Here is a 23,743-nt window from a genome sequence, read left to right on the forward strand (position 1 = left end):
TAGAGAAAAAATGATTTTGGAAATTGCAATACTCAACGTCATCGCCGGACGTGAGTTGGAGTTTGAGGCCAGCTTTCGTCAGGCGTCAGACATTATCTCCTCAATGAACGGCTATGTTTCGCATCAATTACAGCGCTGCATCGAACGTCCCAACCGATATGTATTGTTGGTCAATTGGGATTCGCTGGAGGATCATACCGAAGGCTTTCGCGGTTCCGTCCAATACGACGAATGGCGTGCATTGCTGCATCACTTCTATGAGCCGTTTCCAACGGTAGAACATTACTTACTGGTAATGTAGAGCTCGTGGTAGATAACGGAAAATTATTTATTTCTTTATTCGAAGGAACACGGAGAAAGGTTTAGCCTCATGAAAGTAGTTGGTATCGACCACGTGCAGCTAGCTATACCGCCGGAAGCTGAATCAACAGCTCGTGGGTTCTACGGAGGACTTCTTGATTTGAGCGAGATTCCCAAACCTGCCCAAATTGCTTCGCGTGGAGGCGTGTGGTTTCAATGCGGAAGCATGCAGATCCACCTTGGGATCGAAAATGATTTCAGTCCCGCTAAGAAAGCACATCCAGCATTGTTGATCGAGGGTTACGAGAAACTCTTGAAAAAACTCGCAGACGCGGGTTACAAGGTGCAGGAGGATACTTCGATTCCTGACGTTACTCGCTGTTTCACGTCCGATCCATTCGGTAACAGAATTGAGCTCATTTCAACCGATACAGGCTAACTCTATGAACGTTTTCGAAAAACTCGGCGGTATCGCCGTCATCTTGGGATCGCTACTGCTCAGCGCTTATGCGGTCTTGTTCCCAATTTTGTTACCGTTAGGGACGGGAAGCTTCGACTATGCCGAGGTGGTACGCAGTCCAGCTTGGGTGCCTTTGGCGCTGGTCGCCTTCGCTGGCGTGTTAGCGTTGCTGGTGGGATTTTATGCGGTTTATGCCAAGATGCGTGACACGGCCGGCATGCAGGGCGCCGTGGGTTTTTTATTCGTCGAGGCGGCTTATTTACTGCAGGCTTGCAAGGTAACTTGGGAGCTGTTTCTTTACCCCGTGATCGCCCGCTATCCGGAAACCGCCTTTCTGTTACGAGACGCCATCATCAAAAACGATCCGGCGGTGTTGGCGTTTAGAATTTCGGCTTCCGCGACGATTTTGATCGGCATCGTACTGTTTTGTCTATCGATTTACCGTTCGGCTATCTATCCCAAACCCGCGGCGGCATTGATTTTCGTCGGTGCCGTGGTTTATGCGCTGGGGCCCATGATTTCGGTGTACGTGTCTATCGTTGGGATTTTTACCTTTGCCGTGGGTTGCATGCTGCTCGGGGTGCGCTTGTTACGCTGACTATGGACGGATGAGGTTGTTGTTCAATCAAACCCCTCATCTTGATTGGCGAAAACGCTAGGGCGGTTGTGCCGCCGGTGCTAACCTGCGGCCATCATGGCTTGCAGGAGTTTTTACGATGAACGATATTACCGACCCGGTTTACGCGCGTCTGCTCAAGGCGGCGCTGGACTGTTTCCTCGCCGACGAATAGCACGAGGTTACCCCCCGCGCCATCGCCGACCAGGCGGGCGTTAATATCTCGATGATCCGTTATTACTTCGGTAACAAGGAAGGCCTTTACGAAGAAATGATACGCGAGACGCTCAAGCCCCTCCTGGACATGCTCGACAGCGATACGCTGTCCGAGGTTGGCGGCTTTGCCGACTATCTGCGCCTGTATTACGACACGATGCGCAAGCATCCCGAATTTCCCAAGCTCATCCTCAAGGTGCTGGCCCTCAACCACGGGCCGGGCCGGCGTTTCATCCTGCAACTGCTGGAGCGCGGCCGTACCGGCGGCGCGCGGCGGCTGGAACAGCTGAAGACGAGCGGGCAGGTCAATCAGGCGCTCAATCCCGACGTGGCGCGCATCGCCTTCGTCAGCCTTGCCATGATGCCCATGCTGCTGAAGGATATTTTCGAGGAACAGATGGGCGGGCAGATGGACGACGCCTTCCTCGACGAACTCGCCGCGCTCAACGGCAAACTATTGGCGGCGGGCATGGCTGCCGCGCAACCGGGGGCATGACATGCCGTTACAAAAGAATGCCGGCGCGGTGCGTCGTTTCGCCAAACTCGCAAGGTTCGGCGCCTGGCTGCAAAATCGTACCGCCGCCGATCCGCCTGCTCCAGATCGGTTCGGCCTTCTGGCAATCGCGGGCGCTGTATGTCGCCGCGCGGCTGGACATCGCCGGCGCGCTGGCCGATGGCGAAGCGAGCGCCGAAACCCTGGCCGAACGCATCGGTGCCGACGCCGATGCGCTTTACCGCTTGCTGCGGATGTTGATGGCGATGGGCGTGTTCGAGGAAGTGGCCTCCAAACATTTCAAAAACAACCGGCTTTCGTCTTATTTACGCCCGGATCATCCCCATAGCGTAAGGGCGATGGTGCTGATGCACAATTCGCCGGAAATGAGCAGGCCGTGGTTCGAACAATTGGAACAGGGCGTGCGTGGCGGCGGCGTGCCATTCGAGTTGGCGCACGGGCAGGCGTTTTACTCGTATATGGATGGGATCCCGGAATTCGATGCGCTGTTCGCGCAGGCGATGGATAGCGTGGAAGCCTTGGCCGGCGACAGCTTCGCCACCGACTTCGACTGGTCGCGCTTCGAGCGTATCGTCGACATCGGCGGTTCCAAGGGCGCAAAATCGCTCGCCATCCTCAAACGCCATCCGCATCTCAAGGCGCTGGTGGCCGACCGCGAACAGGTCATCCAAGGCGCTGCGCATTTCTGGAAGGAAAAGGGCGAGGGCGCCGCGCTGCAACGTATGAGCTTTGTAGCCTGCGACCTGCTGCAATCCGTACCCAAGGCGCGTAGTGACAAAGATATTTACCTGCTGAGTGCGGTGCTGCATGGCTTCGACGACGAAGCCTGTATCACCGCGTTACATCATGTCGCGGAAGCAGCGGCCGAGAGCGATGCCGCCATCGCCGTGATGGAGATGGTGATGCCGGACAAACGGGCCGACATGGGCTTGGCCTCGTTCGACATGCAAATGTTCGTCAACACCCGTGGCAGGGAACGGACGCAGGCCGAATAGGGGAGGCTGTTCGCCGACAGCGGGTTGGTGCCGCAGGAGGTAGTGGGCTTGCAGACGTTCGGGAAAATACTGGTGCTGCGGGCGGCTCACTGCACCAAACCGGCCGATATGATTTTGCAAACTGACGGCGCTAGTTCGTCTACGCTCGCATTCCGATGAATCCGGACTGACGGGGTTGTTTCAAGACTGGATGGCAAAGACGATGTTCGAAGGCCCGTCTAGTACTTTTTACCGGCACGTGTTGTTGATCAATCACTATGAACAAACCGTAAAAGAGAATAAATGACACCACCCGCCCCGCCCCCCCCTCCGCCATACTTTGCCGTAATCTTTATGTCGGTTCGCACAGTAGACGACAATGGCTATGCCGAAACGGCCCAGCAAATGCTTGAACTTGCTTCTGAACAACCGGGCTTTCTTGGCTTCGAAAGCGCAAGGCAGGCGATCGGAATCTCCGTGTCCTATTGGCAAGTTTGGAGACAGTCGCCGCATGGAAGGAAAACATGGCCCATCGCTAGGCGCAGGGTAGGGTGATGGACTGGTACAAGGCGTTTCGAGTCAGGGTCTTGTCGCGCCGAGAAAGATTATGGTTTTTGAACGTCCAAGTGATCTATCGTCGATCGAACATTGCAACGATACGCGTTTTATAACCTAGGTTTGGGTAGAATGGGTTATGCTTTGGATTGGTTCAGCGGTTTGTTAAGGCATTGCCGGCCGAAAACCGAAATCCGGTAAATTAAGACGAGCAGCTCAAAACCGTAGGCGAAATAAACTGCGTCAATTCAATGATGAATGAAACCGAATACGACAATTTAATCGGAAAAATTTACGATGCCTCCCTGATGCCGGAATTATGGCCGGTTTTTTTGGAGCAGTTGTCGGATGCCTTCAAGAGTCGGGGTACGGCGCTTTACCTGGTGGATTTTGATAGCCGCAAATCTACTTGTCGCAACGATGAGATTTCCTTCATCCACACCGTCCGCACCGCGCCCGAAACCGTTGTGTCTTACGAGCTCTATTATTCCAAGGTCAACGTCTGGTTCGAAAAATCCCGGGATATGCCTGAAGGTGCGCTGGTAACATCCGACCGCTTGTTCCCCGAGCAGGAGCTTGTCAAGACCGAATGGTATAACGACTGGCTTAAACCGCAAGGTTATTTTCAAGCGATGATCGGCCACCTGCTCAAGCAGGATACGCTAGCAGTGCGCATGTCGATTTTCAGGCCCAGGCAGCAACCTTTTTCCGCCGATGAATCGGCAATGTTTGCCCGTTTAGTGCCGCATTTGCGCCGTTCGTGCACGATTCACAAAAAAATTTCCGAAGTTAAACGCGAGCAGGCCGCAAATGTTGATATTTTGAACCGTTTGCGGGTCGGCTTGGTTGTGCTCGATAAATTCGGCCAAACCGTATTCGTCAATCAGTTGGCCGAAACCTTAACCCGTCGCGCGGACGGTTTTTATCTCGATACCGCGGGCCGCTGTCGGACAAATAACGTTAGCGAAACCAGGGCTTTGCGCCGCTTAATCGCCAATGCTGCGGATTGGGGTCAAAGTGGCGCGATGAGCTTGCATCGCAACCGTTCAAACCGCCCGCTGTCGGCGATTGTCATATCGCTGCAAAACCGGCCGTTGCCTTTCTTCGATTCGGAACCGTCGGTGGCGCTGTTTCTTGGCGATCCCGATATGCCGCTGGATTTAGACGATAACCTGTTGACGCAATGTTACGGCCTGTCTCCGGCCGAAGCCAAACTTGCGGCCGCGTTGCTGCGCGGACAAGCGCCGGGCGATTATGCCCAAACGCACGGCGTCAGCAATAACACCGTAAAAACGCAGTTGAAGCAGGTGCTGGCAAAAACGGGGACGCATCGTCAATCCGAACTGATACAGTTGTTGACTACAGCTTTCGGCATGCGTGCCGCGCCGGCAAGTGCCGCTTTAACAAAAGATTGATCCTTCCTGCTTGGAGCTTCGCGAATTTATTTTCACGGGGCAAATAGGCACTTCAAAAATTTTCTTTTTTCACCCGAACGGGTGACGCGCCGTTAAATCGATTGCTTTAAATTGCTTTCCATCGAGCCGGCATTGTTTTAACCGCAATGCCGGCCGGTAAAAACCTTTGACCCACGCGTGCAGCGACAATCTTAGTGAAGTGCAAATGACTTTCGGCAAATTTATCGGCTTGGTTGTGTTATATGGTTCCCGTCTGGAGCGTGGAAGCCATAATTTGGCGTGGGCCGTAGGCCTCACTACTGTCCCACTGATAGGCTCGCTGTTTTTGCCCTTGGCAGGATGCACTAGCCAAGGCCAGGAGCGGCAAACGTCTCGCCCGGTTAACGTTATCCGCGTAATAGGCCAAACGGAGCGGGACGACAGCCCGTTTTCTGGCGAGGTCAAGGCGCGTTTTGAAACGATTTTATCGTTCCGCGTGGCGGGAAAATTGATCAATCGCGCCGTGGATATAGGCGACCGCGTGCATAAAGGCCAACTGTTGGCAAAGCTCGATCCCAGCGATTACCGATTGGCCTCGCAAAATCTCAAAGCCCAGCTGATAGCTGCCAAAGCCGACTGCGCCTACAGCAAGGACGACTTAAGCCGATACCGGGAATTGCTTGAACAGCATGTCGTCAGCCAGCCCGAGTTGGATCGCCGTCAAACTCTCTACATTAACGCGAAGCAAAAAGTGGCGGCGCTGGAAGCGCAGCTTGGTCAGGCCGACAATCAATTGGCTTATACTGATTTATTGGCCGACCGCGACGGCGTAGTGACGGCGCTTGAAGCCGAAGCCGGTCAAGTCGTCGCCCCAGGCCAGCCGGTCGTCAAGCTGGCCCGGCTCGATGAGAAGGAAATCGCTATCGACATTCCCGAGCATCGCATTGCCGGGATCGAACACCGGCAGGAAGTCGGCGTTACCTTGTGGGCCGACGGCGACAAGCGCATCAAAGCAAGTATTCGCGAGATTGCGTCGGCAGCCGACCCGGTCAGTCGCACTTACCGGGTTAAGGCGACTATCCTGAACGGAAAAGATGATGCGCGGCTAGGCATGACGGCGACAGTCTGGATACCTTCAAGTACGCCTGGCGACTTCACCGTTCCGTTGTCGGCTGTTTTTACATCCCATCATGAACCGGGACAACCCAACGTTTGGCTGGTTGACGAGCGCAGCTTAACGGTTAAAGCGGTGCCGGTGCGGATAGGCGGAGTGCATGGCGGCGAGAGGGTCGCAGTGACGGGGCTTAGCGCCGGGCAACTGATCGTCAGCGCCGGCACACACCGATTGATCGATGGGCAAGCCGTGCGCTTGCCGCAAGAATTTACCACGGCTATGAACAGTCATAGCGGCGCAAGCGGCATAACGCCTTCTGCGGCAGAGACGCAGCAGGCCGGGCAGGGCAACGGGCAGTTGGCGAACGGAGAGCGGAATACAGCAAGTGGTTTATTGGAATCGCTGTCGGCCGCGCGCGAGGAGATCGGCCGATGAGCGATTTCAACCTCAGCGCCTGGGTATTGAAGCATCGCGCTTTCACCGGCTTCATCATGGTGCTGTTGCTATTGGGCGGGCTTTTCGCTTATTTCCGTCTGGGCCAACGCGAAGATCCCGAGTTTACCTTTAGAGTCATGGTGGTCAAAACTCTATATCCCGGCGCGACGGCGCTGGAAGTTGAGCAACAGTTGACCGACCGCTTGGAAAAGAAAATCCAGGAACTGCCGAACCTGGACATTTTGCGCAGTTACTCCAAACCCGGCGAATCGGTCATTTTCGTGACCCCGCGCGAAGACACGCCGCCGAAAGAAATCCCCGGCCTTTGGTACCAGGTGCGCAAAAAAGTCGACGACATCCGCATGACCTTGCCGCCCGGCAGCATCGGCCCGTTCTTCAACGACGAATTCGGCGATACCTATAGCGTGATTTATGCGTTCTCGGGAGACGGTTTTAATTACGCCGAGCTGAAAAAAGCCGCCGACTCGGCCAGGCAACAACTGCTGCGGATCAATGACGTCGAAAAAGTCGATTTGATTGGCACGCAAGACGAAAAAATTTACATCGAGTTTTCCGACAAAAAACTGGCCGAACTCGGACTTGACGCCAACAAGGTAGCTGAAGCGCTGCAAGCGCAGAACAGCATGACCGCGGCCGGCATGGTGTGCGCTTCCCAGCGCAATCTGCCGATACGCATTACCGGTCCGTTCAACTCCGTGGACAGTATCGCCGGCCTGCCGGTGCATATTCAAGGCCGGACCTTGCGCGTCAACGATTTTGCCGAAGTCAGGCGCGGCCACATCGATCCGCCGGCGTTCAAAATGCGCGTCAACGGCAAGGAGGCCGTGGCTTTGGGCGTCACCATGAACAAGCGCGGCGACGTGCTGGAATTGGGCAAGGCGCTGGCTGAGGCCAAGATGCAAATCGAGAGCGAACTTCCTCTGGGGATGGATATAAGCCAAGTTGCCGACCAGCCGCGCGTGGTTCGAACGGCCGTTGGCGAATTCCTGTCCACATTCTTTGAAGCCTTGGCCGCGGTGCTGCTGGTCAGCTTCTTGAGCCTGGGCTTTCGTACCGGCTCTGTGGTCGCGCTAACCGTGCCGCTGGTGCTGTCGGGCACCTTGCTGTGCATGTTGCTGTTCGGCATGGAAATCCATCGCATCTCGCTGGGGGCTTTGATTTTGGCCTTAGGCTTGCTGGTCGACGACGCGATGATTGCCGTCGAGATGATGGCGCGCAAGCTGGAAGAGGGCTGGGACAGGATCCATGCTGCGACCTATGCCTATAACGCCACCGCGTTCCCGATGTTGACCGGCACCTTGATTACCATTGTCGGCTTCCTGCCGGTAGGCTTGGCCAAATCGCAAGCCGGCGAGTACACGGTGGCAATATTCCAGGTGATGGGCATCTCGCTATTGCTGTCGTGGCTAGGCGCGGTCGTGTTCACGCCGTATCTGGGCTTTCTGTTGTTGACAGTCCAGCCCGATAGCCGCCACGACCGCGATTTGTTCGATACGCCGTTTTACAATCGCTTGCGCCGATGGGTGACCTGGTGCGTGGCGCATCGCAAAAAAGTCATCGTCGCCACGGCGGTATTATTCGGCATCGGCGTGGCAACGCTAACCCAGGTTCCCGAACAGTTTTTTCCGTTGTCGAACCGGCCCGAGGTCATCATCGACCTGTGGCTGCCCGAGGGCAGTTCGTTTGCACAAACCGAAGCAACCGCCAAACGCATGGAAAACATCTTGAGCAAAGACGAGGATGTGCTGGATTACACGGCTTATATCGGCGGCGGTACGCCGCGTTTTTTCTTGTTGATCGTGCAACAACTGGCCAATACCAATCTGTCCGAATTCGTCGTGATGACCAAAGATAACACCGCCCGCGAGCGGGTCATGCAGCGTATCCGGCAGGCATTCGCGACCGATTTTCCGCAGGTGCGCGGGCGTGTGATGCGCCTTAATGTCGGCCCGCCGATGGATTATCCGCTGGTGTTCCGGGTGTTCGGCGAAGATCCTGCGATGGTCCGGGCCATAGCCGGCCGGGTGGCCGACGTCATGCGCGCCAATCCCGACACGGTCGATGTCAACGACGACTGGCACGACCGGATTCCGTCGCTACGCTTGGTGTTGGACCAGGACAAGGCTCGCGCGCTGGGCGTTTCGACCGCAAGCCTGTCGCAGGCTTTGCAGGCACATTACACCGGCATTTCCGCCGGACAGTTCAGGGAAGACGAAAAGCTGATCGACATCGTCTGGCGCGCGCAAAACGACTTGCGCACCGCCGCCGAGCGTTTGCCCGACGTGACCGTGCGCACCGGCAACGGCCAGAGCGCGTCGTTGTCGCAGTTCGTCAAATTCGAAACCGTGTTCGAGGATGGCGTGCGCTGGCGCCGTAACCGCTTTCCGGCCGTTTCGGTGCGCGCCGAGGTGGTTGATGGCAAGATGGCGCCCGACGTGGCCTCCGAAATTATCCCCAAACTCAAACCGATACAGGACCAATTGCCGGCCGGTTATTTCATCGAAACCGGCGGTTCCAAGGAAGATGCCTGGATTTCGCAAAAATCGATTTTTATCTGGATTCCGCTGGTCCTGGTCGTGACGCTGGTTTTGCTGATGGTGCAATTGCACAACCTGTCCCGGACTTTTTTGGTATTCGTCACCGCGCCGTTGGGCGTGATCGGAGCCGCTTTCGCGCTGCTGCTGTTCCGGGCGCCGTTCGGTTTCGTGGCTTTGCTGGGCATCATCGCCTTGTCCGGCATGATCATGCGTAACTCGGTGATCCTGGTGGACCAGATCGACCAAGATCATAAAGCCGGGCTGGATACCTGGACCGCGATCGTCGAATCGACGGTGCGGCGCTTCAGGCCCATCCTGCTGACCGCAGCGGCGGCCATATTGGCGATGATCCCGTTGTCGCGCAACGATTTTTTCGGGCCGCAGGCGATTGCGATCATGGGCGGACTGACGATTGCCACGGTGTTGACGGTTTTTTTCCTGCCGGCGCTTTATGCGGCTTGGTTCAGGGTGAAACGCGTGGATTCATTCGGTGACGGAGTTGCCCAATGAAAGCGTTAATTTGTCCTCAAAAGCCGCGAAGAGCACGAAAATATCTCGACAGAGTCCGGAATGCGGATTATGACTTGGCTCCTGTTCCGAGCGCCGGAGTACAAGCTTTGCTTGCACAGGCAGGCGAAGCTTTCGCTTCTCGCCTACATCCTGCAGGCGAAACCTGCACTCCAGCCGTTTTAATCATGGCGCTGCTTGTGAGCGCCTGCACCCCGACCCGAGTCGATCCCCCCATCAACAGCATAGAGCCGCCCAAGGATTGGCATCATGCCCCTCAGGATGCCGCGAATGTTACCCCGGCCAATTTGAAAGCCTGGTGGCAAGGTTTCCGGGACCCGAAGCTGAACGCCCTGATCGACCAGGCCTTGGCGAACAACCACGACCTCAGGATTGCCGTAGCGCGCGTACGCGAAGCCAACGCCATCGGCGCCGTTGCCGAATCGGCGCTTTATCCCAGCATCGGCCTGGCCGTATCAGGCGGCCGGGAAAAAAGGATCGACCGGGTCATAAGCGTGCCGACCGATCGAGGCCTTGGGCTGTTTATCCCCACCGCCGATATGATCGGCGGCGGACTGGCCGCGCGTTGGGAAATCGACTTGTTCGGAGCCAGGCACCTGGAAGCGGAGGCCGCTGCCGCCCAGGCCGATGGCGCCGGTGAAGCGCTTCATGCCGTCCAAGCGGGATTGCTGGCGCAAGTGGCGACGAATTACCTTGAACTGCGCGGCGTGCAGCGGCGCACCGTCATCCTGCGGGACAACATCGACATCCAGCGGGAGCGATTGAGAACGCTACAGGCGTTTGAGCACACCGGCTTGAGTAACCAAGCGGACATCGCCAGCCAGGAAACCTTGCTGCACAGCACCGAAGCCGAGTTGCCTATGCTTACGAGCGCGGCATCCAGCCTGGTCCATCGCCTTGCCGTGTTGCTGGGCGAGCCGCCGGAAAGCCTGGACAGCCGCTTGGCCGATGCCGGGCCGTTGCCAGGCAAAGCCCCGGACATTCCCAAGCTGCTGCCTGCGGACTTACTGGCGCAACGGCCGGATCTGCGCCAAGCGCGGACCGAAGTCAGCGCAATGGCGGCCAACCTCGGCGCGGCACGGGCCGATTTATTGCCGAGGTTGGTGCTGTCGGCCAACTGCGGTCTCGGGGCGCTGGCCGTGGGCGGAATGCCTAGCCTTGCCGAGAGTGTTTATACGCTAGGTTCGGGATTGACCGCGCCGATATTCAGCGGCGGGCGCATCCAAGCCAATATTGCCGCCGTGGACGCCCGCCTGGACCAAGTTGCGGCGAACTACGAAAAGATTTTTCTGCTCGCGTTGGAAGACGTGGAAAACGCTTTCGTCACGCACACCTCTGCCAAAGAGCGCAGCAACCGGATGGCCGAGGCGGAAACGGCGGCGGAGCAAGCTTATCGGCTTGCCGATGCGTTATACCGGCGCGGAGCGAGCGATTATTTATCGGTGTTGGACGCCCAGCGCGGCAAACTCGCCGTTGCCGATGAACGAGCCAAGGCCGAAACGGCGGCGAGTGTTGCCGTCGTGTCGTTGTACCGGGCTTTTGGCGGCGGATGGACAAGCGAATTGGCGCAACTGCCGTGATCCTGGAATTTGTCCTCGACCGTTCTACCGGCTTATGGGGTGCTATTCAAACTGAGGAGGGAAACAAACACAGATGAAATCGCTAAGCGGAAAGCTGTCGCGCATTTTTCTCAGGAGTATCTAAGGGCCTTGGTGAGAGGCGTTATACTCGTTTTTGCGTATTAGCCAACAACACGTTGACGGCGTAGGCGATGAGAAAGACACCCTCCGGGACGGCTTGCGGTGGAATCGGGAACGGCAAGGTCAAACTGACCAGTAGCAAATACAATGCGCCCAGGATCAGGTAAAGGCTGTAGCGATGAGCCATAGGGCTGGGGTAATCGAAATTGGTCTGGCTGATCTTGCGCCGCACCAGTCCGTCGACGACAAACGGCAGCAAGGAAGACGCCAGATACGGCAACCAAATACAGGCGGTGGTCAGGCGCTTGATCATTTGAAAGATCGTGTCCCACAGCACGTTGAGCCGGCTTTCGATAAACGGAAACAAATCGTGCCGTCCCACATCCTCGAAGCCTTTGGACATTTGGCGTTCGCGCTCGGTCGGGATGAAGTAGCGGAACACGCTGTCTCGGATGCCGGTAGTGACGAACAAACGATCAAACCAGCGTTGCGCCGTATGGCTGATCTGAGATTCTTTATCGGCGCCAAAATAGCCGATCATCATCCGGTCTTCGGCGCGCTGCAGTTCGCGCGTCCAGCGGTCCGACACGAAACTGGCCACCAGGATCACTTCCAGTAGCCAAAGCATTAGACTGAACAACAGATTGCGCGTCATGTGTTTGCGCCTTGGCGATCTTGTGTAGACCGCAGTATTGGCAAGCGGCCTTTGACGATCCGGCCGCCGGATAACTTGGCGATATAATGCAAGTCAGGCAGTTGACCCAACAATTGCGGCGCAAATAAATCGCCTTCTTCTTCCATTAGGCGTTCGCCGACATTGCCGGAAAACACGGAGGGATTGGTCGCACTGGTGGCAACGCCCTGGGTGCGCATGATGTATTTCAATCGCGTCTTCGGCAGATTGTCGGTAATGTACTGCTGGGTCTCGCTGTCCATGATCCTGAGCGCGATCAGGTTGTTGACGTTGCCCAGTACTTGGCGGGCTTTGTCCTGGGAACCCGTGCGGGCTGCAAAATCGGCAAAGGTTTGCGTGGCGATGAAAAGACGAATCTTGGCGCCGCGGCCTTTGTTCAACACCTGGATGAAGGGATCGTTGATGACTTCCGCCGCTTCATCGACGAACACATTCACCGGTCGGTCCGAGACACCGTAGTTGTAACGATCGCCGGCGACGGCAGCCAAATCGGCCAACAGAATCGAACCGATCGCACTGCCCACCATGCCATCCGATAACGAATCCAGGCCGATGTAAGCCACATGGGCCTTTTCAATGATGTGGCCGGTATTGGTGATCGGCCTAAGATCGTCTATATCATGAGGGTTAGGGGAGAGCAGGGGGCCTAAAGAGCCCGAGGTCAGCATGTTCATGATCGGAATCAAGGAGGCGACCATCTTGCTGAAGTGCGCCCGGTCGTGTTCGAACAAGGACAACAGGCCTTCCAAATCCAAATTGGGCAATTGATACTGCACGACCTCCCGGTAAAAACGCACCAATCCCACCGCTTTGGAATCGATGTCCTTGGCGTTTTTCAGGTAAGGTCGTGCCTCTTGCCGCCAATGTCCCAGGTTATTGTCGAAATAGCGTTCCAAGGCCTGAATCACCAGCGTCGAAGGACCGCCTTCCAGGTAACGGCGCAGCTTGACCAGGGTTGGCCGTTCCTCGATCACCATCAAACCCTGAATCACGTTATCCAGCGATTTTTGGCCAAAGGCCTTGAACGGATCGTTGCTGCTTTCGCTGGGCGAAATGGCGCTGATGCGGCTGGCGATTTCCGAAGGTCTGTTAAAATTGTGCAAGGGATCAAGTCGCACGCTGTCTTCCGGAAACGCCGGGTGGAAATACACGAAACGATCCGGGCGCTGGGCCAAGGTGCAGGCGCGTTTGGCGCAGGCCATCAAATCCTTGTCGCCTTTGGGATCGATGATGATCACCGCCTCGCCACGCAACACGGCTTGTGTGACCAATACGTCAAAGGCACGCGTTTTACCGGCGCCGGTGGTACCAACCAGCAGTGTATGGCCGGCGGTATGCTGCAAAGGCTGACGAATGTCGCTTTCGGACACTTCCAGGCCGTGTATCCAGGCTGAGCCCATGCGCTGATGATCGCTCGGAATCAGCGTCGAGACATCCCGTTTCAGAATTTCATACGCCAATTGTGCGTGCTTTTGCGCCCAATCGAAGCCCCAGCCGAACCACAAAGCCTCGGGGTTGCGCTTCACCAGGGTGACAAGCTTCTCGGTATCCAGATATTGGAACCGAAACTGACGCAACCGGCGTTTGCGATACCAGAGACTCAATGCCGGTGACAGCCGCCAACACGCCATCACGGCGCACGCCGTCATCAACCAATCGAAGGGTTCGCGGGGCAGGCCCGACCAGCGGCTGGTGAAATATGCCAATCCGGCACCGCCCAACCAACCCGAGATGGCATACACCTCGAAGATGGGTCGCCAGGGAAACTGGTAGTCGTAATCGGATTTCATGGTCTACGCCGCATTTGCAAAACGGTACCGATACTTCGAAAATCGGCATGGCTACCCAGTGCCCGCATCAACTGCGTGCGGGTCAAGCCGGGTGTGTTTCGCAGCAAGGCCTCAATCGACCGATCCTCGACATCGAGCCATGCCGAGTCGGTTCCGTCTGCGGACGGCGGCGGGGCGGCTTGCGCCAGCTCGTCCATCCAGTGTTCGATGACTTTTCTGAGGTTCTGCTTTTGGAGCGCGCTGGATTCCGATCGTGACGACAATGGTTCGGGTTGAATAGCCTGCCGTCTATTGGTGGACCGAGACGGAGGCATTGGCTTTATGTTATCCAGCGATGCAACGACTACTGCCGCCGCTTCAGTAGCAGGCGCATTCTCAACGACTGCCTGACACTGCGGCAATGATGATTGCTCGGTCTGCTGTACCGTTGTCATCGGTCTATGTGTTATTTTGGGGACGCTGCTCTGGCCAGCGGCTGCCGATGGAACGAGTGGCTCTGACGCCAAACTTGCGGTTGACACCGGCGTGCTCGCCAACAGCCGTTTGAACATAGCACTCGGTTCGCTGGCGAGTAACACGCCGCGAATTTTGTCGATCTCTCGAATTTTGCGCATGGGCGAGAGCACATCGGTCACTAACCAGCCTTTCTCGTCCAGGCATTTGATGAACTGATTGGCTTCGAGTTGCAGGGCATCCGCTGTTCGGGGAAAAGCGAGCAGGCATTGGTCCTTATGTTCCAGAAGATCAGTGCCCCAGCGCCATTGTTCAGACAAGACGATTCCGGCCAGTTGAATCAGCCAGTGCCCTGCTTGACCTTGCGATTCCAGCCATTGTCTGGCAACGTCACTTTGATCCGGCGCAGGATTTTGAGGCAAGACCGATGCCGCCTCTGCTTCAATCGTGCCGTCCGAACCGCTATTTGAAGAGTTCTGCGTGGTATCGTTTGGGTGTTGATCACTTCTATCGTCCAAGACTTGACCGGAATGTTCGTGTAGATCGCGGTCTCTGTCAGCGTCGGCATCCATCGCCAAAATGGCGGCTAAATCGTCCGGGATGACCGACTCAGCCAATTGCACAGCATTGGATTCAGAGCTCGCTGTCTCGATTTCACGGTCAGGTGTCTTCGCTTTTCGCCGTTTGCCTCCACTGTTGTCGGAAGCCGATTTGCTGGTGGCTTGGGACTGGGCGGCGGCGGGGTTGGTAGACGTTGATTCCGGTTCATCACTGACTTCGATGCCATCCACTGCCACCGGCGGCTCGCCGCTGTATACCAGTTCGATCGAGGCCAGGCGCAACATGAACAAGCTGCCATTCAGGGTTTCGGTTTGCATGCGCCAATAGCGAAACCGCCCGCCGTTCGGTAGGGTTTTGGGAATAGCTAGCCCACGTTCGATCAAAATATCGGCCAGGGTGTCTTCATCGCGGGGAATGCCGGGGATGTGATCCTTGTCCAGCAGAGCCAGCATGTCTTTGACGGCGCTGCGCCAGACGATATGGAGGCCGTCCTGGAAACGCCAGATGCGGGCACCTTTTTCATTGGCCAGCCATTGACCGGATTTGACCAATCGACGCATCGCATCGCACAGGTAGCGTTCGACCGGCATGCCCATGGCCGATTCCAGGCCATGGTAGTGGGCTTTCAAATCCCGTTCCACACTTATGCAATCGGCCGCCGTGACCAGTGCGTAGCATTTCGAGCCGCGATCCAGACCGTGGATGGTTTCCAGCATGGCCTGCATGATGTCGGGACCGGGTGCCAGAATGTAGGCACGTGCCTCACGGGTCAATACCCGTTCGATGACCAGGGCCGAAAACTGCTCATGGCGCTTGTGACGATGCTCTCGCCAGCGTAAGAAATAACGATCGATGTGATGCTGCGCTGCCCAATCGGTCAGGTTTTCATCGCAAGGATTCCAGGTATGTTGCCCCAGTCTATCCGTCACGGCTATGTCCGATACCGGTTTGCCGATGTCATGCAGCAAGCCGGCGAAACAGACGGCCAGTCGCCAACGCGGTTCCAACGCTTTACGCGCCTTCGGCGTGACATCGGTAGCAAACAGACAGTCCTGGGAGGCCAACGTCGCCCAGTGCGCGACTTCCAATCCATGCCGAAACAAACCGCCGGCACCGCGATGGTGATGCGATTCCGATGCCGGCAGCAGATGGCTGAAGGCCGCATAACGTGCGATCACCGGCAGTACGATGCTTTGAAACAGGGATTCCGGACAAGCCAAGGCCTGTTCGATGGACTGGATCAACTCGGTTTGTGTGCCGAGAATACGAGCCACCGGTGCAGCCGGTAACCCTTTCATGAATGGCGGATACCGCGGTATCTCTTCCTCCTGGCTGGCCGGGCCTGACTCAGGCGCAGGCTTGCCGGCAACGAAGAAACGTTGCAGCCAAGGGATCGAGAACGGTAAACGTGTGGTTTTCATGACTCGCTATCATGCCAGTCATTGTTTTGAGTCAATCTGCGAAAAACGCATAATTATCGAGTTTTCGCAAACGAGCCTGGAAAAATAGTGCTTACTGTGTCGAGTCTTCTTAGTGTTTTGGAGACGACATGAACATGCGAATCGCCCCGTTTGCCGCTATCTTGCCCACCTTGATCAGCGTGGGTTGCAGCACCTTACCAACGCCGTCTGATCAAGTCGGCGAAACCGTCATCGAATCCCTGATTCCCGCCACCGCATCCGAGGCGTGGCGTCTGGACGTCACCCGACAACCCAGTCGCTTGGGTGGCTCGGTCTGGTGTGGGTCGTCCATCGAACATGTGGTCAGGCTGAAGGATCCGGTCTGGTCAATGGTCACCAAGGCCGCCGTCGAGGCGGCGAGCCACGATGACCCGCCAGTTACACCCGACCCGCTGGTGCTAGAGCGCGCCTGGCGCAAATACTGCCATCACCAGCTCGATCTGACTGAAGCCGAACGCGAATGGATTGAGAAAACCCCACTGCCGCCGACCGATCCAACTCGGCATTGTGATCCGCGTAGCTTGAAAAAGTGAGGTACGTATGATTCAACAAACAGCGACCTCACTGACCAATCTGACCGAACGTTTCCAATTGCTGACGGAGCGCAAGAAAGCCCAACCACGACGTGTTGAGCCGTTAGACACCCTGCCCAGTTGGCCTGCCGGCATGCGCGGCACGCCGAATGCCTGTTTGCGCAGTGCCTTGTTTGCCGGTGTGCAGGGCAATGAACGGATAGCGTACAAAAAGCGCACCTTACTGGCGGCTGTCGATGGCATCGAAGTCCGTTATCTGGGGGTTCAACTGAATCAGTCCGACTTGGACGTCTGGATGCAGATCGTGCACCTGTCCAGAACGCAATTGCCCGGCTTTAGCGTAACCTTCAGTGCCCATGCCTTGCTGACGGCGCTGGGCCGCTCGACTGGCAAAAGTCAGCACGAATGGCTAAAAGAATCCATGGCGCGTTTGGGCGGAGCCTTCGTTGAAATCACCTATCACGGTCGGCAGACCTTTGGTGAAAAGGGCTTTTTGCGCTATCACCGCGATGAGTCGACTCAACGCTATGTGGTGGAACTGACCGAGTCGATGTTACGACTGTTCGAAGACGGTTACACCCATATCGAATTCGAACAGCGGCAGCAATTGCGTAAGCATCCTCTGGCGTTATGGCTGCATGGCTTTCTGTCGTCGCATGCGGCACCGTATCCGTTGAAGATCAGCACGATCCATCGTTTGAGCGGAAGTAGCGCTAGGACGCTGCGCGATTTCAAATACCGATTGCGTAAAGCACTGGATGCTTTGGTGGGGATTGGCTGTTTGGAAAGCTATGTTCTTTCCGAAGATACCGTCAAAATCAAAAAAAATCCTACCCCCAGTCAGCAGCGTTATCTGCACAACAACATCGGCTAAAAAGCACGGCATTCGACCGACGCCTATTTGGTCCGGTCGAAGCCCCCTGACACGGCATTCGGCCGACGCACTAACGGCATTCGACCGACGGAGGCACGGCATTCGGCCGACAGTGGCACGGCATTCGACCGACGGACACGGCATTCGACCGACAGAAAGCACGGCATTCGGCCGACAAAACACACGGCATTCGACCGACGCTTAGTTCTTTTTTACGAATCGCCGCAGGCCTTGTCCAGCGTGGTCTGCAGCGATTTTTAACGACACGAAAAAGCGGGTGCTAATCTATTTATAATCTTTTTTTAATCTATATAAGGGGCTACGCCTCTGTGGATAACTTCGGGCCAACATGGCATTCGAAACAGACTACCGATCAATTCAGGCTTTCACGCAGTCCACGCCGACAGCGATGAAAGGCATCTCGGAACTTGCCCAATAAATCGACTTGTTTGCGTAGGTCGGCAAACTCGTTCTCGAATTCCTCTACCAGTGAGGCTTCCCAATCCGGCTCTTTTTTCAGCACGTGCTGCAAAGGATAGCGGTAGCCTTTGCCCTTTTTGAGGTATTGCGTCACCGGTTTGGTTTGTCCATCGATCGACAGCGAGGCAATCAAAAACCACTCGATGGTGAAAGAATAAGCGCTCTCCCGGCGCCGGATTCGGACACCCAGTCGGCCGCGTTGAGAGGCCGGATATTTTTTGCGTTCCTGGCTGACTCGCCGCCAATAATCATCGACCAGCATACGCGCCTGACCATGCAGACCTTCAACGTTGGCTGTCAGCCACTCAGTAAAGCGCGTTTGAATTCCGGACAAAAAGCGTTTGAATTCCGGACGGGGAATAAACGCATATTTGGCTTGAATTCAGGACAGGCAATAAACACTCAATAATTCCTAATTATCAGCTCGCGAGCGGGCTTTCTCCGGCCGCCGCCACCGACGGTATAATCGATGTCGACAGACTCGATCATCAGCTCGCGAAACACCTCGCGCATTTCCGGAATATCATTGACCGAGACAATCATCTTGCCCTTGATAGACTTAGCCAGACCGGCCATCTTTTCATACTCATCAAACGCAAACCCAACACCATAACCCTCTGTCTCCCAATAGGGTGGATCAAGGTAAAAAAGGGTATGAGGCCGATCATAACGCCTAATGCAATCATCCCAGGTCACGTGCTCAATATAGGCCCGCGACAACCGCAAGTGCGCAGCCGACAACTCCTCTTCAATCCGCAGCAAATTCAACCGAGGAGCACTGGTAGTTGCGGTGCCAAAGGTTTGATTAGCCACCTTACCGCCAAAGGCTAGCTTTTGCAGATAGTAAAACCTCGCGGCACGCTGAATGTCTGTCAACGTTTCAGGCGGAGACTCACGCAACCAAGCATAAATCTGTCGACTAACCAAAGCCCATTTAAACTGCCTTACAAACTCCTCCAAATGATGTTTAACCACCCTGTAAAGGTTCACCAATTCGCCGTTGATGTCATTCAATACTTCGACATCGGACGGTTGTTTCATAAAAAACAAAGCCGCGCCGCCGGCAAACGGCTCGACGTAGCATTCGTGATCGGGAAACAAAGGCAGAATAGCCTTAGCCAGGCGGCGTTTTCCGCCCACCCATGGAATAATTGGTTTTGACATGAGGCACCTCATTACATGGCGCTCGAGGCGCGCTAGTGAGAGGCTCGACGGCCTTCAAATCATTCAGCGTTCCGCACCGGGAACATTTAATAGCCAAGCGAATAAACTCTGCCTCAGCCAATTTTCTACCGCAACAACCGCAACGTACAATTTCCATAAAAAGCCACTTTGAACTAGGCTTGACACGCTGTGTACACGGCGCGGTGCCAAGGCCAGAAGCAGCTCGCTCTGCGGATGGTGGCCGGCGATGGTGTTAGCGCACCATCGCCGGTCGCACCGTTTAATCACTCACCGAACACAGCTGGCCAGTTGGACAATACGTCATAATTCGATAAATCGGCAGCCGTTTGGATAGCGGCCTTATGCGCCTGACTAGCTGCAAACACCATGGCCTGTTGCAGCCCCGCGCTACTCACCAAATCAAACGCCACTTGCACGGTAATCGTCACGGACGATCCATCCATGGTGGACCACTGCACTGGTTGTCCACCAATCGTGATGTCATCGTTCATAGTGCCGCCGGCCGACAACACATCACGCGCTTTGTCTTTCAGGCCTAAATGCTGAGTCAGACTAAATTCATCCGAATGAAACCACTTGGCAACACCGCCAATTTGCACCGGAAACCCGGACCGCCAAAGTCGTGCCCGTTCGATGTCTACAGACGCAAACAATTGATCTCGTATAATCGACATTGACAACGGCTGCGGCAAAAACAGCCCACCAACAAACTGATCGCCAATATTTGCCGTATTGGATTCCACAAATCCGCCAATAGCGGCCTCGGATTCCACGACGTTAACTACCACCCCATTATTAATTTCAGCCAGCCTCATTGCTACTCCACCCATTCCGCTATAAACAATCCCGCCGAACCATTGCCACCGCCGCTGCCTAGCCCTATGCCGGCACCGCCGCCAGCGCCAAACCCGCTTGCATCGCTGCCCACTCCGACGCCTGTTTGCCCGCCGATACCCGCAACACCAAATGGCGTTGAACCACCATTTGGACCCACACCAATTGACACCGATGACACCGCAAAACCAAGGGCAGGAGCAATCTGAAATATATTTTTATGAGGCAGCGCCAGCGCAGCTGCATTCGCCACGCCTTGGAGCTGCCCGCCGTTGATCACTGCTGTTGTCGTGCCTAGGCCGCCAATGCCACCGCCAGCTGAATAAACTACACCGTTTATTGTTATCGTGGTGGCAATACCGGTGCCACCATTGGCCCCAGGTCCGCCGCCTGCGCCAGCCGCACCAATCACCACCGCGTAATTGGTACTAGGCTGTAGGCCGGCGATTAGGAACTCGATAGCAGCACCCGCACCGCCGCTCTGAGCCAAGGTAAATGCGGCATCCGATCCGCCACCGCCACCGCCACCACCAACCAGAGTCAGTTTAAAAACCGTTGAGGGGGTAATGTTGGCTGACGTTAAAAAATTGCCGCTGCTAGTAATCTTAATCAGCTTTGGTTGCTTAAGTATTTTGATGGCTTGCCGCAATTGAGTATTGTCCACTTTAGACAATACCAAGCCGGCGGACAGCACCACCTCAACAATCTCCCCTTGCACCGCATTAAGCCAATCATCTGTCAATTCGGTCGGTGCGCGATTTATCAACGCATCTTCGGAAACAAACTGGTTGCCGATATGCCCCGCGCCGTCAATCTTATGCATAACTCACCTCTCCACCGCTGCCGGTGATGTCTTCAAACCATAAAAATACGTGCGCCTGCTTAAACTCGGCCAACGCATCCCACAATACTTTCGGATCGACCACCGACCGGTAGTAACGCACCCGCAAAATGTACCGCCCGCGATGGCTCCAGCATCCATCACCTACATGGCTACCCACGCGCAGCGGCCGGGTAACTAAATGATCTACCTGCACCAATTCCACATGGAACGTCGTAGCCGGGCCAGCTGCGCTCCAACAGCGGTCGCCAACGTGACTGCCAACCGCCAGCATTTTTCGCGGCATCGTCTCGCTCACGCCGGCAATGGCCTCATTCGCTACGCGTCGATATTCGCTGATATGCCAACTGCTGATCTTAGGCCGGTGGGTTTCGATGGCGTTGTCCAAAACCAACTGAGTCGCCGCTTCGACACGAGCCAACTCAGGGGCCATGCCAACCAACAGGTCATGGCCCAACCCACCCACCGGCCAGCGCCACGCCGCGCCAGGCGGCAATAGGCCCTGTTCCGCAGCGGCAAATTCGCTATCCGTATGCAGAGTAATTTGCATTACGCCCACACCACCGGTTGCAATACAAACACCTCACCGGCGCCGATGGCGATATCCGCGAGCGGTGCGATGCGGGTGTACTGGGTTGTCACAGTGGCAATAGCCGCATCGATCTCCGCCATCGCTAACAACGACGTCTCGCTAGACTCTGCCAGCACCAATGCCGACAGCGCCGCCGTGATGGCGTTACGGTTATCTACCGTGTCGTAGCCGGGCAACAAATCAATCGTAATAGTCACGGCACGCACCAATGGCGCAACCACAGACCAATCCGCCGTCGCCGGGGCAATGTCGGTTAAATACGCAGATACCGCAGCCAGCACAGCCGGAGACGGCAGACGATTTAATAAACCGTTACAAATCGGCCGCACAATCACCGTGCCCAGACCAAGCGCCTGTGGCTGAACCAATGCGGTCGTAATAGAAGGATGGGCTGACTTGGCCCAATAGCGATAATCATCCGGCTTGCCGGACCGCGCGCCGCGAGTCACCATCGTGCGCCATTCATCCGCGACCCGTGCCCGCCAACTCTCCAAGGTTTCTTGTTCAGCGCCGCCGGTTAAGCCACCAATAGCAACAGTCAATGTTCCGGATATGCCAGGAACCGGGTCGACCAAGGTTAAAGTCTGTGCGGCCAACATATTGCCGGCGCTGCCGGCCGTATTACAGCGCGCCGATACCGGCGTGGAGCCGGCGCCCAGCGTTACCGCAGCCAACACTGTGTAATCCAGGCCATTCTGGCCGCGCAGCACGGTCTCGGCCAGCAAACTGGTACCGACGGTACCGGTCGCTAACACATTACCGGTTGCCGCAGTGGCACCCAGGCGATCCACGCCGTATAGCGCAGCCCAATCGTATAAGCGCTCCAGCTCGCAGGTCAGCGGGCTGCACTGCTTATCGATCCACTCCAAATTGCCATGCTGAGCGTGACACGCCCGCGCCCACATCGCCGCCAACGGCCCACGCAGCACCGCCGGCACGGCTGCCAGATCGGTTTCGATGCGGGCTTTTAATTCGACATAGGACGGGCGGACGTAATCGGTCACAGGGGTACACTCATATTAAAAATGCGACCATTATGCAAACCGGTGATGATCATAAACACACTGGAAACGTTTCCAGCGCCGGCCTGTTCGCTTACAGATACTTCGGTCAGGCCATGATCGAGCAAGGCTTGTTCAACCATCGATAACGCCTCGCGCCTGGCCGCATCGCTTAGCCCTTGCCGACGCACATGCCAAATGCCGGTACCCGCTTCCGGATCGGCCCACCAGCCGCGCCGCTCATAACGATCCGGCACGCGGCTGGCGGGCGCTTCCGCGTCGGTAAACAACACGGCATACACCAGCGTTTCAATCGCCGCCTGCGTGTCGTTTAGCGCAGGATCATCGAATTGCAGGTCGAATACGCCGATGTCGATTTGGACTAGTTTCAACATTCATCAGCCTCGATTTTGTTTATCACCGCTTCAAGTTCCAATGCGGCGTTCGCATAACAATAGGCTATGCGCTCAAAGGCTAAGCGCTCTTCTTCATCCTCTTCTAACTTCGCACAATCCAATCGCTTCTTGGCACGCAACTTCCATTTATTCACTAATTGGTTCAGTTCTTCTTTCAACATATCAATTCACCGCGCTAGTAGGAGTGCCGGGAGTACTGCTGTTATGGGTATGAGCGTCGCTGACGTCCTTGCCGTTGACATCCAGACCGCCGGTAATCGTCACCCCGTTACCAACCTCCAGAGCGCCGGCTATTTTGACGGTAGGGGTATTGTTGATAATCAAATCGTGCCCACCGCCCTCGATCACAATGCCATCGCGGCCCAGCTTGATGCTATGCCCCAACTCGTCGTCGTGAATAGCCACTTCGCCTTCCTGCAAATCCATTTGATAGCGCTTGTCGCCAATCAGAATGGCCACGCCATAACTGCGGTCGCCGCCGGGGAACAACAAATATGCTTGCGCACCGGGTTTTGGCCGATAACTAAAACCGTACATTTCCACCCTAGCCAAGTTATCCAACACCTCGCCATCCAGGACTTTAGCTTGAACCCGATCAGGCCCAATCAACGTCGCCACGCCATGCGCAAACAGCAACTGCAACCTAGCCCAAATCTGTTGCATAA

General features: G+C 56.0%; 23 protein-coding genes and 1 pseudogene. 11 read left to right on the top strand and 13 right to left on the bottom strand.

Annotated elements, in window-relative coordinates; translation table 11 throughout:
- Positions 1-10 precede the first annotated feature (10 nt).
- The 9 genes and pseudogenes from ACH5Y9_RS05205 (at position 11) to ACH5Y9_RS05245 (ending at position 11,244) form a co-directional block, all read left to right on the top strand.
- Positions 11-301, top strand: a complete 291-nt coding sequence (locus tag ACH5Y9_RS05205) for an antibiotic biosynthesis monooxygenase family protein (RefSeq protein WP_445368791.1) — start codon at positions 11-13, stop codon at positions 299-301.
- A gap of 69 nt (positions 302-370) precedes the next feature.
- Positions 371-739, top strand: a complete 369-nt coding sequence (locus ACH5Y9_RS05210) for a hypothetical protein (RefSeq protein WP_445368792.1) — start codon at positions 371-373, stop codon at positions 737-739.
- 4 nt (positions 740-743) lie between these two features.
- Positions 744-1,358 carry a hypothetical protein gene (locus tag ACH5Y9_RS05215; RefSeq protein ID WP_445368793.1) on the top strand — a complete coding sequence of 205 codons (615 nt, stop codon included), beginning with the start codon at positions 744-746 and terminating at the stop codon, positions 1,356-1,358.
- A 205-nt stretch (positions 1,359-1,563) separates the two neighbouring features.
- Positions 1,564-2,088 (top strand): annotated as a pseudogene (locus ACH5Y9_RS05220) (TetR/AcrR family transcriptional regulator); the annotation flags it as partial.
- Positions 2,085-3,101: a methyltransferase gene (locus tag ACH5Y9_RS05225; protein ID WP_445368794.1), complete on the top strand. Its 1,017-nt coding sequence runs from the start codon at positions 2,085-2,087 to the stop codon at positions 3,099-3,101. The pseudogene ACH5Y9_RS05220 and the gene ACH5Y9_RS05225, both read left to right, overlap by 4 nt.
- 785 nt (positions 3,102-3,886) lie before the next feature.
- The gene (locus ACH5Y9_RS05230; protein ID WP_445368795.1) at positions 3,887-5,050 is read left to right on the top strand and encodes a helix-turn-helix transcriptional regulator; all 1,164 of its coding nucleotides are present in this window, start codon (positions 3,887-3,889) and stop codon (positions 5,048-5,050) included.
- Between the two features lie 205 nt (positions 5,051-5,255).
- Positions 5,256-6,578: an efflux RND transporter periplasmic adaptor subunit gene (locus ACH5Y9_RS05235; protein ID WP_445368796.1), complete on the top strand. Its 1,323-nt coding sequence runs from the start codon at positions 5,256-5,258 to the stop codon at positions 6,576-6,578.
- The gene (locus tag ACH5Y9_RS05240) at positions 6,575-9,646 is read left to right on the top strand and encodes an efflux RND transporter permease subunit (RefSeq protein ID WP_445368797.1); all 3,072 of its coding nucleotides are present in this window, start codon (positions 6,575-6,577) and stop codon (positions 9,644-9,646) included. Before ACH5Y9_RS05235 ends, ACH5Y9_RS05240 begins: the two co-directional genes overlap by 4 nt.
- A 185-nt stretch (positions 9,647-9,831) precedes the next feature.
- Complete coding sequence (locus ACH5Y9_RS05245) at positions 9,832-11,244, top strand: efflux transporter outer membrane subunit (protein ID WP_445368798.1); 1,413 nt, start codon at positions 9,832-9,834, stop codon at positions 11,242-11,244.
- Between the two features lie 142 nt (positions 11,245-11,386).
- On the opposite strand, the gene ACH5Y9_RS05250 is transcribed toward ACH5Y9_RS05245, so the two are convergent.
- From ACH5Y9_RS05250 to mobH, 3 genes are read right to left on the bottom strand one after another with little or no spacing between them, the layout of a single operon-like run.
- On the bottom strand, positions 11,387-12,019 hold the full coding sequence (locus ACH5Y9_RS05250; RefSeq protein WP_445368799.1) for a DUF4400 domain-containing protein: 633 nt from the start codon (positions 12,017-12,019) through the stop codon (positions 11,387-11,389).
- Complete coding sequence (traD, locus tag ACH5Y9_RS05255; RefSeq protein WP_445368800.1) at positions 12,016-13,848, bottom strand: conjugative transfer system coupling protein TraD; 1,833 nt, start codon at positions 13,846-13,848, stop codon at positions 12,016-12,018. The genes ACH5Y9_RS05250 and traD overlap by 4 nt, the downstream gene beginning before the upstream one ends.
- A complete protein-coding gene (gene mobH, locus ACH5Y9_RS05260; RefSeq protein ID WP_445368801.1) occupies positions 13,845-16,283 on the bottom strand; it encodes a MobH family relaxase in 2,439 nt (812 codons plus the stop codon). The genes traD and mobH overlap by 4 nt, the downstream gene beginning before the upstream one ends.
- 128 nt (positions 16,284-16,411) lie before the next feature.
- Between mobH and ACH5Y9_RS05265 the strand changes: the two genes are divergently transcribed.
- Complete coding sequence (locus ACH5Y9_RS05265; protein WP_445368802.1) at positions 16,412-16,855, top strand: hypothetical protein; 444 nt, start codon at positions 16,412-16,414, stop codon at positions 16,853-16,855.
- Positions 16,856-16,862: 7 nt separating this feature from the next.
- Complete coding sequence (gene trfA, locus ACH5Y9_RS05270) at positions 16,863-17,729, top strand: plasmid replication initiator TrfA (protein ID WP_445368803.1); 867 nt, start codon at positions 16,863-16,865, stop codon at positions 17,727-17,729.
- Positions 17,730-18,102: 373 nt separating this feature from the next.
- Here trfA and mobI read toward each other — a convergent pair whose 3' ends face one another.
- The 10 genes from mobI to ACH5Y9_RS05320 all read right to left on the bottom strand — a co-directional run bounded on the left by mobI (position 18,103) and on the right by ACH5Y9_RS05320 (position 23,741).
- On the bottom strand, positions 18,103-18,543 hold the full coding sequence (gene mobI / locus ACH5Y9_RS05275) for a conjugative transfer protein MobI(A/C) (RefSeq protein ID WP_445368804.1): 441 nt from the start codon (positions 18,541-18,543) through the stop codon (positions 18,103-18,105).
- Between the two features lie 68 nt (positions 18,544-18,611).
- A complete protein-coding gene (locus tag ACH5Y9_RS05280; protein ID WP_445368805.1) occupies positions 18,612-19,373 on the bottom strand; it encodes a DNA adenine methylase in 762 nt (253 codons plus the stop codon).
- Complete coding sequence (locus ACH5Y9_RS05285) at positions 19,324-19,530, bottom strand: Com family DNA-binding transcriptional regulator (protein WP_081733727.1); 207 nt, start codon at positions 19,528-19,530, stop codon at positions 19,324-19,326. Before ACH5Y9_RS05285 ends, ACH5Y9_RS05280 begins: the two co-directional genes overlap by 50 nt.
- 127 nt (positions 19,531-19,657) lie before the next feature.
- Complete coding sequence (locus ACH5Y9_RS05290) at positions 19,658-20,068, bottom strand: DUF4376 domain-containing protein (protein WP_445368806.1); 411 nt, start codon at positions 20,066-20,068, stop codon at positions 19,658-19,660.
- 143 nt (positions 20,069-20,211) lie between these two features.
- Positions 20,212-21,051, bottom strand: a complete 840-nt coding sequence (locus ACH5Y9_RS05295) for a hypothetical protein (RefSeq protein ID WP_445368807.1) — start codon at positions 21,049-21,051, stop codon at positions 20,212-20,214.
- A complete protein-coding gene (locus tag ACH5Y9_RS05300) occupies positions 21,044-21,619 on the bottom strand; it encodes a hypothetical protein (protein WP_205454333.1) in 576 nt (191 codons plus the stop codon). The genes ACH5Y9_RS05295 and ACH5Y9_RS05300 overlap by 8 nt, the downstream gene beginning before the upstream one ends.
- Entirely contained in the window at positions 21,619-22,665 is a 1,047-nt protein-coding gene (locus ACH5Y9_RS05305; RefSeq protein WP_205454332.1) for a baseplate J/gp47 family protein, read from the bottom strand. Before ACH5Y9_RS05305 ends, ACH5Y9_RS05300 begins: the two co-directional genes overlap by 1 nt.
- Positions 22,662-23,057 carry a phage GP46 family protein gene (locus tag ACH5Y9_RS05310; protein ID WP_205454331.1) on the bottom strand — a complete coding sequence of 132 codons (396 nt, stop codon included), beginning with the start codon at positions 23,055-23,057 and terminating at the stop codon, positions 22,662-22,664. The genes ACH5Y9_RS05305 and ACH5Y9_RS05310 overlap by 4 nt, the downstream gene beginning before the upstream one ends.
- Positions 23,051-23,239 carry a hypothetical protein gene (locus ACH5Y9_RS05315; protein ID WP_205454330.1) on the bottom strand — a complete coding sequence of 63 codons (189 nt, stop codon included), beginning with the start codon at positions 23,237-23,239 and terminating at the stop codon, positions 23,051-23,053. Before ACH5Y9_RS05315 ends, ACH5Y9_RS05310 begins: the two co-directional genes overlap by 7 nt.
- A 1-nt stretch (position 23,240) precedes the next feature.
- Positions 23,241-23,741, bottom strand: coding sequence for a phage baseplate assembly protein domain-containing protein (locus ACH5Y9_RS05320; RefSeq protein WP_205454329.1), 501 nt, complete (start codon positions 23,739-23,741; stop codon positions 23,241-23,243).
- Positions 23,742-23,743: the final 2 nt, after the last annotated feature.

Source organism: Methylomonas sp. BW4-1 (assembly GCF_052474385.1).